Genomic DNA, 12251 nt, shown 5'->3' with positions numbered 1-12251 from the left:
GATTGGGGATTGGGGACAAATCAATTCAAAATTCAAAAGTCAAAATTAATTAAATAACTCTTGGGGATTGGGGACTGGGAAAAACTTTGGGGTTTACATTCGTTTCAAATATACAAAATGGTCCACTTCTGCGTCCTAGCTAAAGCGACTCTCAATTAGAGTTATTAAAATTAACAATAACTACGGGGCATCAACAGTCAACAGTCAACAGTCAACAAATTGAAATCTTCCCTGCACCCTTAACTAAATAAACTTGCCCAGATAAAAGCGAATAGCATAGCTGCGATCGCACCAATTGAAGTGTTAACAATATTAACGACTTCATTTGTCAGCCAAGTGTATTTAGCTTGCAGGGTTGCACCAATGACACTTTCTAAATTTGTGGCAACGAATGCTGCTAAGACACACCACAGTATACCCATCGGTGAAACTAAACTCACACCCCAACCTAAAATAGCGATCGCAATTGAAGCCACTACACCCGCTAAAGTCCCTTCTAAACTCACAGCACCCTCTGTCCCTCTCGCTACGGGTTGCAGTGTAGTAATTAAAAAAGTCCTTTTACCGTAGGCTTTACCCACTTCACTAGCACAGGTATCAGACAGCTTTGTACTAAAACTTGCCACATAGCCCAACAAGAGTAGAGATTGGGGATTGGGGATGAGGGACTGGGAATTAGGTAAAATTATTCCAGCATTAATTAGTCCGAATCCTACTGCACACAACGCCGCAGTCAAAGCCGAACCCCAGACGTTTTCCGGGCCTCTCGCACCTGAACGCTTTTCAGCAATACCTTCGGCCTCTTTTTGTGCCAAGCCGATGCGCGTCACACCAGAACCCACTAAAAAATAAAACATCACTACTACATATCCCCGCCAGCCGATAGTTCCCCAAATCAATACGCCCAATAGCCAAGCGTGGAATACTCCCGCCGGAGTCAGCAGCTTTTTGGGAGCAAACCAAACTAAACTCAATAAAATGGCGTTTAGTCCTACTCCTACTAACCAAGGATTGGCAGAGCTAATAAATGAGAACATCAGCAATGAACCATGTGTAGTGTTGCCCAGATATCAACCAGAATAGCGAATTTTAGAGCTAACAACAGAATTCAGGAGTCATAATTCAGGAGTCAGAAGTAAAACAGGCTGTATATCTGGCTTGGAACTTTATTTCCTTTACCTCCCCATTCCCAAAGTGCATAGTTTATATTTTCTTTACAGCTTAAGGGAGAAATAAACAGGCAAAATAGCAAAAAAATGATTAGCTAACCTGAGTTCGGGTTAAAGATAAGGAGGTAAAAGCCACTCCAGTTGAAGGCTAGGTTTCTTAGGTTGATGACAATAAGCGATTAATCCGCAAAGAACGTTAACGCAAAAATTAACAGGGCTGACGCCGGGGTACCGGCTACCGCTTCGCTATCGATGTCTGGAATGCTCAATTTGAGAAATATTTTTGAGTTGGTCATTAATCGTCTCAATAATTGAGCGTTTACGGGACAAAAGCTTGTCATGAAGACGCATTAGCTTATTCTTCATATTGCGACGGGGTTTGGCAAAAAATTCAATTCCGAAGTCTTGTAAAAGTTGAGAAGCAAGTTTTTGTGAAACATAACCTCTATCGGCAAATATTTTGCCAAACAGACCACTCAGTAAATCGGGTACTGGTTGACGGTCATCGACATTACCAGGAGTCAGAGATACATTTAAGAGTTGACCAAACTCATTGACGACCAGATGCAGCTTAAAACCAAAAAACCAATCCACAGAAGTCTTGCCACGAGCGGCTAAACCTTCAAACACCTTATGCCTAGAAATCCGACGATTATGACATACCTTCAAGCAAGTTGAATCGATAAAACCGATACCTGTACATTGTCCAAAACAATGCTTCAGATAGACACACAAAGGTATCAAGGTTGATGGCATCCATTCAATAAATCGTTGATAAGAAGGAAGACCTGGAAATGCAGAACTCCACTGTTGTTTCACTTGATTTAAATAAAAATGCTTGAAATTCCGGTAGTGATTTTGATGAAAAGCGATGATAATTGTCATGATTTCACTTAAACATAAGCTTTTAGCACGAAAACGTTTTATTCCTCCATGATTTAACAATTTTTTGTGCCATTGCGCTTCAAACGCTTTACAGAAATCATCTACATGACAGAACAAAGCATCTAAACTAAACATAGGACAGGCTGCTGGATTTGTTGTTATTTTCAGCTTACTACCTGTCCTTTTCCTTATCCCGAACTCAGGTTAGCTAAGTTCGTAGTCAGGACTTTAGTCCTTATTTTCTAAGAGAATAGCCAAGCAATTTATAAATAACCTCTAAGCACTAAAGTGCTTACTACAAACCACTAATACCCAATTTCCAATTAAAACTATGAACCAAACTTTATTTCACCTAGCTTTCCCTGTGACTGATATTGCCCAGGCAAAAACATACTATGTTGATGGCTTAGGCTGTATACCCGGTCGTGAAAACCCCCAAGCCCTCATTCTCAATCTTTATGGTCATCAATTAGTAGCCCATTTGACCAAAGAACCTTTAACGCGTCAACGCACTATTTATCCTAGACACTTTGGTTTAATTTTTACCCAAGAAACAGACTGGAAAGAACTACTACAAAGGGCGCAACAAAAACAGCTTTTATTTCGTGAAGAACCCAAAAATCGCTTTGTTGGTTCTACCCTAGAACATTGCACTTTTTTTTTAGAAGATCCGTTTAATAATTTAATGGAATTTAAATATTATCGCCACCCAGAAGCAATTTTTGGGAGCTATGAATATACTCAAATTGGTGATAGGGCTTAATTGGTTCTGCCAAAGCTGCGGCTACTTCGGCTATGCAACGAGAGTCTGTGAGCATCCATGAATGCAACGCTACTGGAATGATTACTTCTTTACCTATGGGCATTTTGGAACTATTCGCAGGAATAATCATCAAATCATAATTTGTCCAAATAGAAGTAAAATTTAACTGTTCTAACATCATCGCATCAGCATTTAAATCTTTGAGAAATTCGCTGTTAGGACGCATTTGTAAGCACCCAAGATTGTGGGAAGCATAAGCAACAACAGTTCCATGATGCGGTGAAGAAATCGTAATAAACCGTTGCACACGCTCAATTCCTCCCAGCCGTTGGATATAGTAACGGCTAACAATTCCGCCCATGCTGAAGCCTACTACATCTAAGGTTTGTTCTGGTGCAAAGTTTCTGGCAATGTAGTTAGCAAGTTGCTGTGCCAATACATCCAAGCCTACTTCACCATTATTTGGGACTAAATCTAGTGAATACACAGGCCAGCCCTGTTTTCCTAAAAAAACAGCCATTTCATCAAAGACTGCTTCCGTATCAGTAATGCCATGTACCAACAATACAGGATTACGCTGTTGGTTTTTTGTCTTCATTATTCTATATGGTTGACATTAGTTCTGTAGAAAATGTAACTGAGTCTAATCCTTGCTAGAAGCCAGATTATGACACTCTTCGGACTGGTTGATGGAGTGAGGAGTGATGAGTGATGAGTGATGAGTGATGAGTTGTGTTAGCGGTAGCGTGGCGTTTTAGCCGATGCTGAAAAAATCTCCCCTGCCCCCTGCCCCCTGCCCCCTGCCCCCTGCCCCCTGCTCCCTTGCTCCCCTGCCCCTCAACAAATAATTCTACTGGGTCAATTCTGTTGGATAATCATTACTGATGACAATAGATAACTATCAAATAAATTTATGTTAATTTTTGTAAAGCAAGCTTTCAGAATCTTGCTTTAGATTAGGGTAAAATTTAATAATTAGTCTTCAGTGTTTACATATTGCACAGTGCTGCTAAATAAGACTTGAGACTCTTGTAACTCTCGCTCTAAGCCTGATTGAAACAAAGTCAATCAAGTTGGATCATGAATAGCTGACCATCACAAAACGTAGCATTGTGACGTAATTATTAATATTGCGGTCAAATTTTACAGAATTACGTATAGAATTCAGGAGAAATATCCCATGTTCGGTTTTATCAAAAATCTAATCGCTGGCATCGTAAGTTTCATTACCGGGCTGTTACCTGGCAAGAAAAATGGTGGTTACTACTTACAACTAGAAGAAACTGGTACAGGTTCAGCACCAGTTGTTGAGGCTAAACCAGCAGCAGAAACATCTAACGGTACGAAAGCAAAAGTAGCCACAGCACCACAGCCAGAACCATCTCCTGTGAAAGCAGCTAAGAAAGAAGCTTCTCAGAATGGTAAGGCTGCTCCAACTGAACCAGTACCAGCACCAGCCGCTAGCACTAAACCCGCTACACCTACTGAAACTACATTTGCACCTAAGTACCTAACTCCCTCCGTTAGTGGCTCAAATGGTCGTCGTCGTCCAGGCGCGAATATGAATACTTATCTAGATATGGCGCGTCAAGTTAAAACTCCTGGTTAAGTATTGAAGGTGATAGGTGATAGGTGATAGGTGACAGGTGACAGGGAAAAGAACTAATTACCAATGACTAATAGTTTTTTGCCGTGTCTTTGTTAAATATCAATCCGCTATATAAATGAAATGCTGGGTCCCAATAGGTCTTCTCTCTGCGAAACAGGTGAATGTGAGACTGAATTTTACCCAGCATTTCTGTTTGCTCTAGGACTGTCTGTGCAAAGGGTGTAAAGTCTGAGTAATGTTTGACTTGTGGTAGATACTGAGTCAGCCAGTCTAGTAAATTATGCTCAAAGGCGATCGCTACTTGCTCAATCATGGCAAAATTAAGAAATTCAGATGTAGTCTGTTACAGTGCAATATTCTTCTTCCCTGTCCCCTGTCCCCTGTCCCCTGTCACCTACATTTATACTTCACACGCTGCGGAAATTAGGGATAATGCTACTATAGGTGCTGTTACTGCCCGTAAGATACGACGACCTAAAGATACTGGTTGAAACTCTGCGGCGATCGCTTCCTCAATTTCTCTATCTGTCCATCCTCCTTCCGGGCCAGTAGCTATGACAACATCTCCCGCAATCTTGGTAATTACGCTCTGAAGATGGCTATACTCACCACGCGCTTCACAAATATAGCGGTGACTAGCTGTGCTATTAGTTACAGCATCTTTAAATGTTACAGGTTCTAAAATTGTTGGGACAAAAGCACGCTCTGATTGTTCTGCGGCTTCGGCTGCAATACGCCGCCAACGTTCCAGCTTTTGCGGACTGGGATTTAGTAAAGTGCGATCGCTCAACACTGGAGCAATACAAGCTACACCTAACTCAGTACAACTCCGCACCACTTCATCAAAACCGCTACCTTTGGGTAAAGCCATCATTAAAGTAATGGCTACAGGTAACTCAGTCTCAACAATTAGCGATTCTAAGACCTTTGCGTGTTCTCCAGTTATCTGAGCTAACCACCATTTACCCAGTCCATCCATAGCAATAAATTGCTCACCCTCACCCAAACGCAACACCCGCTTTAAGTAATGTTGTTGTGGTGGTGTGAGTAAAATTTGATGTTCTTGGAGTTGGGAAGGTGCGATCGCAATTCGTTGTAGTTGAGACATGGATATTTCTGCGCTGTGGGATTAGAAATGATTTGTTTCCCGTCTAGATGGCTTTTGGGCGATATATCTTATAAAACATTAAAATTAGGTGGAATCACTTCCGTAGTTTCTCGTAAGTATGCTAAAACAGACCTAAGAGGTAATTAATGGAGCTTTAAGAACAGATATCGATGACCTACACCAACGATAGCCAGATTAGAATTTTGTTTTTAACTGCTGAACCTACTGATACGGCTAAACTGCGTTTAGGACAAGAGTTGCGAGAAATCAAGCAAAAGTTACAACAAAGCCAGCATCGAGAAAGATTTCAGCTAGAGTACGTATTATCTGCACGTTCTGGAGATGTTAGCCAGGAATTACTGAAATTTGAGCCTCATATTGTGCATTTTTCAGGACATGGCGCAAGTACAGGTGAGCTTTGCTTTGAGGATGGTTTGGGTAAAGTTCAGTCAGTCAAACCGCAAGCTTTAGCTGCATTGTTTGAATTAGTAGCCGATCAAGTCCAGTGTGTACTTCTGAATGCTTGTTATTCCGTCACTCAGGCGGAGGCTATTGCTAAGTATATCCCTTTTGTCATTGGTATGAACACTGCTATTGGCGATCAAGCTGCGATCGCTTTTGCTGTGGGTTTTTACAAAGCATTAGGAGCAAATCATTCCCCTGAAAAGGCTTTTAAATTTGGGTGTGCGGAGATTGGACTAGAAGGTATTCCCGAAGAACTAACTCCAGTTCTCTATCAAAAAACAGTCCAGCAATCTCCTGATGGTTTTTATGTAGAACGCCCTCCCATCGAACAGCAATGTTATGAAGAGATTAGACAACAGGGTGCTTTAATACGGATTAAAGCACCAGATAAGATGGGTAAAACATCTTTAATGAATAGGATTCTTACCTATGCGAGAGCGAATAACTATCAAACCGTAACATTGAGTTGCAGAGGGTTAATAGATCGCCAATTAGCAACTGATATGGAGAAATTTCTCCAGTCATTTTGTGCTGCTGTTAGCAAAGAGCTAGGTTTAACCAATCAGGTACATGAATATTGGGACAACCGAGTGACTCCTATTTATAACAGTAGCGAATATTTTAAAAAATACCTGTTGCCAAATACGACTAATGAGTTAGTGCTAGCTCTAAATGATGTTGATTTAATTTTTGAACACAATGAAATTTCTCAAGACTTTTGTAGCCTTCTCAGAAGTTTTTATGATATGGCAAGGCGCGGCGATCCTAATAATAGGATTTGGGAAAGACTTCGTTTAATAATTGTTCATTCTACAGAAGTTTATGCTTCACTAGATATCAATAGTTCACCTCTTGCCAATGTGGGATTGATAGTTGATTTACCAGAATTTAACCAGAAACAGGTGCAATGTTTAGTCAAGTTATATGGACTCAAATGGAATACGAATCAAGTAGATAAACTTATGGCTATGGTAGGAGGACATCCCTATCTTTTACGAACTGCTATTAATAATATTAAATCGAAGAAAAAGAACCTTGATAAATTTTTAGCAGAAGCATCCACCTTATCAGGAGCATACAGAGATCATCTACAAGAACTCTTGGAAACACTCGAAAATAGTCCAGAGTTAAGAATGGCATTTATTCAGGTTATATCTGCGGATGAAAACAATCCAGTTCGGTTACATCCGAGAATTTCTAGGTCTTTGCAACGCTTGGGATTAGTCAATTTACACGGGAATTTTGCCAAGCCGCGTTGTGAATTATATCGACTATATTTTCGAGCTTTTCTTTAGTGATTACTTGCAATATAGGGTAAATAACTAACAATGAATAAAGCACAAACATATTATCAAGTAGGTGGAACTTTAAAGCCTGATACTCCTAGTTATATAGAGCGACAAGCAGATAAAAACCTATACAAAGAACTGAAAAGTGGAAATTTCTGCTATGTATTTAACTCTAGGCAGATGGGAAAGTCTAGCTTACAAGTAAGAGTAAGTAAAAAATTAGCAGAAGAAAATTTTATATGTGTAGTAATCAGCCTCGATAAATTTGGGACTAGAGGCGTGACTCAATTACAATGGTATAATTCTTTAGTCAAAAATCTGGCAGATACTTTCAATTTAAAACCAGAGCAATTATCAACTGCAACTCCGTTGCATCATTTAAGTGATTTCTTTGAGAAAAAATTATTACTAAAAATTAATAAAAATATAGTTATTTTTATAGATGAAATAGATACTGTTCTCAGCTTAGATTTTCCAACTGATGATTTTTTTGCTTTTATTCGACATTGCTATAATCAGCGTGCTAATAACCCCATTTATGAACGCATTACCTTTGCATTGCTAGGAGTAGCTACACCCTCACAATTGATTCAAGATACTCAACGTACACCTTTTAATATTGGCGAAGCAATTCAATTAAATGGTTTTTCATTACAAGAGTCTCAACCTTTAGCAAAAGGGTTGGAAAGTAAAGTAAATGACCCCCTAATTGCTGAATATATTGTTAGAGAAGTGCTGATATGGACTAGTGGACAACCATTTTTAACCCAAAAAATATGCAAAATAATTGCAGAGGATGCAAATATAGTACCTAGTGATGAAAAAATAATTCCTAAATGGATAGAGGTATTTGTAAAATCACGAATAATTGAAAATTGGGAATACCAGGATGAACCTCAACATTTAAGAACTATTCGTAATAGAATTATCAATAGTCAAGTATCTCTGGTTAAGCTGCTTAAATTTTATCTTCAAGTTCTTCAGGAAAAAGAATTACCAGTTAATGACAGTTTGGAGCAAAGAGAATTAATTCTCTCTGGTTTATTAGAAGAAAAAAATGGTAATTTAAAGGTTTATAACCTTATTTACAAAGAAGTATTTGATGCTGGATGGGTTACTGAAATGTTAGCAGATATGAAACCCTATGAAGAAGAATTATTAGGATGGTTGTCTTCTAATCGTCAAGATAAATCCTGGCTATTGCAAGGTCAAGATTTACAAAAAGCCATTGTATGGTGCGATGGTAAAATTTTAAATATTGAAGATTATCAGTTTATTAATGCCAGCCAAGAATTAAAAATAGCTAATTTAGGGATTAAAATTCAAAAAAAAGAACATTTTCAACGCTTACTCGCAGGAATAACTTTTAGCATGATAATTATTGCTGGAATAAGTGGATTCCAACTACAAAAAACAATTCAATCAGAGGTGTTCCATGTACCATATATTTTAGAGCCAGAACTCTTTAGCCAAGGAGAAAGAACTTTCTTTTCTGGTGATGGAAATTTTTTTCAAAAACAGGGTGTTGTAGCTTTTAAGCAAGGTAACTATTCAAAAGCAAGAGAGCTTTTCCAAAAATCTAAAAATGTAGATCGTAATGATCCTGAAGCAGAAATTTATTACAATAATGCTTTAGCCTATGAAAAACAAAATCAACATAATATCAAGCCTTTAACTATAGCTGTAGTTGTACCTATATATGCGAGAAAAGAATCTGCTATATCCATATTGAGAGGAGTCGCGTTAGCCCAGAATGAGTTTAACGAAAATGCTCAACCCCAAGATAGACTTTTGAATGTTGTTATAGCCAATGATAGTAATGATCCAGTCCTAGCTCAAAAAGTGGCTAAAGAATTAATTAAAGACTCAAATGTATTAGCAGTGATTGGTCACAATGCTAGCAACGCTAGTAAATCTGCACTTTCTGAATATGAAAAGGCAGAATTAGCAATGATATCTTCCAGCAGTGCTAGTAATGAATTACGCAGTAAGGTTTTTTTCAGGACAATCTATTCCAATAAAAGCACTGCTGAACACTTAGCAGACTATGCTATCAAGAATAAGATTAAGCAAGTTGTTATTTACTATAAATCTAAAGATGCTTACAGTGATGATATAAAGGAAAATTTTGCAACTTTTTTTAAGCACAAAGGAGGAGAAGTGAAGTCTTCTGTAGATTTGAGTGATCAACAACAGAATTCACCAGAAAAATTTAGAAGTGATCTCATTGATAAGAATCATCCCGATGCGTTTGTTTTTTTTCCAAATACAGAATTAATTTCTGCTGTAATTGAAATGTTGCGTGCTAAAGAAGGTTTGCCATACATATCAAAGGATGTAATGTTTTTAGGAGGAGGAACTTTCTATAATTCAGAAACCTTGAGACTAGGTAAAAAGTATGTTGAAGGTCTAATACTGCCAGTTTCCTGGTCGCCTGAAGAACAAAACTCGCAAAAATTTGCACAGAAAGCTTGCGAAAGATGGGAAGATAAAGTTAGCTGGCAAACAGCTTCTAGTTATGATGCAACTAAGGCTTTTATTGCAGCCATATCAAAATCTGATCTATCTAACAAGAATGTACATGAACAGCGAAAAGATGTAATTGAAAAGCTAAAATCTGTTCATTTACCAGCTAATGAAACTTCAGGAAATGAACTCAAATTCATTGATGGTGAAAGGAAGGATGCTAAACCAGTTTTAGTCCGAGTAGTTAAAGGTAGTAGCAAAGATTGTGGAAGTGTTGAAGTCGGCGGCTTTCATTTTAAGAAACTGGAAGAACCCCAGTAATTAAGTCAAATTTGCTTAAATATTTTTCTCTTATTGATAAATCAATTTTAGGTGGGTCAACACGGAGATGAAGGGGGAATGATAAAATTTCCCCCTTTCCTGTCTTTGCTGGTCAGCACTAAAATGCTTATTAAAGAGTTTGGAAGTAAGTTTCCAACGCCTCTTTAACTAACTCAGTCATTGATCTACCTTGGCTGGTAGCTGTGGCTTTAACTTTGCTGTACAGGTCATCATGCAGGCTGACGCGATACCGTGACTTGCGAGACTTAGCGGTAACTGATTCTGCTTCTGGCTCATACTGGGCGGTAAATTCACGAATAGCATCAAAGCCGACGCGATCGCAAAAATCCCCAAAGCTTTCTCCAGGTGTGCGAGACTTTTTAAAGTAAACAAAAATCGGCTCTAGGAAGCTTTCTATGTCATTATCGTGCAAGCGTTCTACATAAGGCTGGGCTAGGCGTATCTGATTAGGTGAACCACCTAACCAAACTTGATAACTTTCCGGCGCACTACCCACAAAACCTAACTCCGCCATATAAGGACGGGCGCAACCATTGGGGCAACCTGTCATCCTTACCACAAAATGCTCATTTTGTAAACCAAGTTTATCTAAGAGGGCGCGAATCCGGTCTAAAATTCCTGGGATTGCTCGTTCTGACTCGGTGATAGCCAAACCACAAGTAGGTAAAGCGGGACAAGCCATCGCATAACGGACTAGAGGTTCGATGGTGTTGGGGTCGGAAACTATGCCGCAACGGTCGAGAATTGCTTGAATTGCGGGTTTGTTTTCTGGGTCAATTTCGTAAAAAATCAGGTTTTGGTTAGCTGTGAGGCGGATGGGTAAGTTAAATTGCTCGACAATTTCCCGTAGCGCGGTTTTCAGTTGAAACGAGCCTTCGTCCTTCACTCGACCGTTATCAATGGAAATGCCTAAAAATAGTTTGCCATCGCCTTGTTCTTGCCAACCCAAGAAATCATGATATTTAAACTCTGGTAATTCCTGGAAAGGTGCGAGGGGTTTGCCAAAATATTCTTCGACCTTGGCGCGGAATTTATCTACACCCCAATCATTGATTAAGTATTTTAACCTAGCGTGTCTGCGGTCAGTGCGATCGCCATAATCTCTCTGTGTAGCCACAATCGCTTTCACTGCATTATACACATCGGCTTTATCAATATAGCCAATGGGGTCGGCAATTCTGGCGAAGGTTTCTTCTTTGTTGTGGGTTCTACCTAAGCCACCACCAGCAAAGATATTAAATCCTTGGAGGTCGCCTTGGGGGTCAGTAATGACTACTAAAGTCAGGTCTTGGGAATATAAATCAATCGAATTATCTCCCGGTACTGTCACACTCACCTTGAACTTACGCGGCATATAATATGTGCCGTAGATAGGTTCTTCTGTGCCATGAATAATTGTACCATTGCCATTACTGTTTCTGGCGGCTTTGACCTCTGGACTTTCCTCTGCACTGATGGCTTTTTCTCCATCTAACCAGATTTCGTAATAAGCACCAGTTTGGGGTGAGAGTAAGTCAGCAATATTTTGGGCGTATTCCCAAGCATACTGATATTCAGGGCGATTCTTAAATGGAACTGGCGGGGCCATGACGTTGCGGTTAATGTCACCACAAGCACCCAAAGTTGAACCGAGATTTTTAACTATTGTAGCGATCGCTGCTTTCAGATTCTTCTTTAAAATACCGTGCAGTTGGAAACCTTGACGAGTCGTTGCCCGCAAAGTATTGTTGCCATATTCATCAGCTAACTTATCTAAAGCCAAGTACAGTTCCGGCGGTACTAACCCACCAGGGTTTTTAGTCCGCAGCATGAACTGGTAATCTTTCTCCTGTCCCTTAACGCGGTTATCGCGGTTATCCTGTTGATAAGAACCGTGAAACTTGAGGATTTGTACTGCGTCTTCGCTAAAATGAGTAGTATCCTCAAGTATCTGCGTTGCTACAGGTTCACGTAAAAAATTACTATTTTCTTTCAACCCTTCAACTTTGGAAGGCTTGCGGCTGGCGATCGGGGAAGGAGCAGATTTAACCATCAGAGTTCTATAGTATTCTCAATAAGGCATCAGTAATTGCCGAATTAGCAAGTTAGCAGCATTGCTGCGTCTGGCTATTCCCGGTAATCCGGTCGGAAATGTGCAGAATATCTCTATCTTAGC

The 12251-nt window shown here is 39.5% G+C and carries 8 protein-coding genes and 2 pseudogenes; 4 read left to right on the top strand and 6 right to left on the bottom strand.

Translation table 11 applies throughout. The annotated features are described in order from the left end of the window. Positions 1–239: 239 nt before the first annotated feature. Positions 240–1037, bottom strand: coding sequence for a TIGR00297 family protein (locus tag L6494_RS22380; protein WP_237989945.1), 798 nt, complete (start codon positions 1035–1037; stop codon positions 240–242). Between the two features lie 243 nt (positions 1038–1280). Next, positions 1281–2189, bottom strand: a pseudogene (locus L6494_RS22375) (IS982 family transposase). A 196-nt stretch (positions 2190–2385) separates the two neighbouring features. Here L6494_RS22375 and L6494_RS22370 point away from each other — a divergent pair. Further along, complete coding sequence (locus L6494_RS22370) at positions 2386–2817, top strand: VOC family protein (protein WP_237989944.1); 432 nt, start codon at positions 2386–2388, stop codon at positions 2815–2817. On the opposite strand, the gene L6494_RS22365 is transcribed toward L6494_RS22370, so the two are convergent. After that, complete coding sequence (locus tag L6494_RS22365) at positions 2747–3415, bottom strand: lipase family alpha/beta hydrolase (protein WP_237989943.1); 669 nt, start codon at positions 3413–3415, stop codon at positions 2747–2749. The genes L6494_RS22370 and L6494_RS22365 overlap by 71 nt on opposite strands. Before the next feature lie 582 nt (positions 3416–3997). Between L6494_RS22365 and L6494_RS22360 the strand changes: the two genes are divergently transcribed. Further along, positions 3998–4426, top strand: a complete 429-nt coding sequence (locus tag L6494_RS22360) for a hypothetical protein (protein WP_237989942.1) — start codon at positions 3998–4000, stop codon at positions 4424–4426. A 67-nt stretch (positions 4427–4493) separates the two neighbouring features. On the opposite strand, the pseudogene L6494_RS22355 reads toward L6494_RS22360, so the two are convergent. Beyond that, positions 4494–4709: pseudogene (locus L6494_RS22355) on the bottom strand (tetratricopeptide repeat protein); the annotation flags it as partial. Positions 4710–4826: 117 nt separating this feature from the next. After that, the gene (locus L6494_RS22350; protein ID WP_237989941.1) at positions 4827–5534 is read right to left on the bottom strand and encodes a 16S rRNA (uracil(1498)-N(3))-methyltransferase; all 708 of its coding nucleotides are present in this window, start codon (positions 5532–5534) and stop codon (positions 4827–4829) included. A 170-nt stretch (positions 5535–5704) separates the two neighbouring features. Here L6494_RS22350 and L6494_RS22345 point away from each other — a divergent pair, with 170 nt between their 5' ends. Next, positions 5705–7294 (top strand): AAA-like domain-containing protein, encoded by a 1590-nt coding sequence (locus L6494_RS22345; protein ID WP_237989940.1) that lies wholly within the window; start codon positions 5705–5707, stop codon positions 7292–7294. Between the two features lie 33 nt (positions 7295–7327). Beyond that, a complete protein-coding gene (locus tag L6494_RS22340) occupies positions 7328–10075 on the top strand; it encodes an ABC transporter substrate-binding protein (RefSeq protein ID WP_237989939.1) in 2748 nt (915 codons plus the stop codon). Positions 10076–10205: 130 nt separating this feature from the next. Here L6494_RS22340 and sir read toward each other — a convergent pair whose 3' ends face one another. Beyond that, complete coding sequence (sir, locus tag L6494_RS22335) at positions 10206–12128, bottom strand: sulfite reductase, ferredoxin dependent (RefSeq protein WP_237989938.1); 1923 nt, start codon at positions 12126–12128, stop codon at positions 10206–10208. Positions 12129–12251 lie beyond the last annotated feature (123 nt).

The organism is Nostoc sp. UHCC 0870, from assembly GCF_022063185.1.
GTDB lineage: Bacteria > Cyanobacteriota > Cyanobacteriia > Cyanobacteriales > Nostocaceae > Trichormus.
This window is presented reverse-complemented; position numbering and strand designations above follow the sequence as displayed.

Bases quoted from the DNA above. Each gene is read 5' to 3' on its own strand.
- L6494_RS22380 (WP_237989945.1), bottom strand. From the start codon at position 1,037: ATGTTCTCATTTATTAGCTCTGCCAATCCTTGGTTAGTAGGAGTAGGA.
- L6494_RS22360 (WP_237989942.1), top strand. From the start codon at position 3,998: ATGTTCGGTTTTATCAAAAATCTAATCGCTGGCATCGTAAGTTTCATT.
- L6494_RS22345 (WP_237989940.1), top strand. From the start codon at position 5,705: ATGACCTACACCAACGATAGCCAGATTAGAATTTTGTTTTTAACTGCT.
- L6494_RS22365 (WP_237989943.1), bottom strand. From the start codon at position 3,415: ATGAAGACAAAAAACCAACAGCGTAATCCTGTATTGTTGGTACATGGC.
- L6494_RS22340 (WP_237989939.1), top strand. From the start codon at position 7,328: ATGAATAAAGCACAAACATATTATCAAGTAGGTGGAACTTTAAAGCCT.
- L6494_RS22370 (WP_237989944.1), top strand. From the start codon at position 2,386: ATGAACCAAACTTTATTTCACCTAGCTTTCCCTGTGACTGATATTGCC.
- sir (WP_237989938.1), bottom strand. From the start codon at position 12,128: ATGGTTAAATCTGCTCCTTCCCCGATCGCCAGCCGCAAGCCTTCCAAA.
- L6494_RS22350 (WP_237989941.1), bottom strand. From the start codon at position 5,534: ATGTCTCAACTACAACGAATTGCGATCGCACCTTCCCAACTCCAAGAA.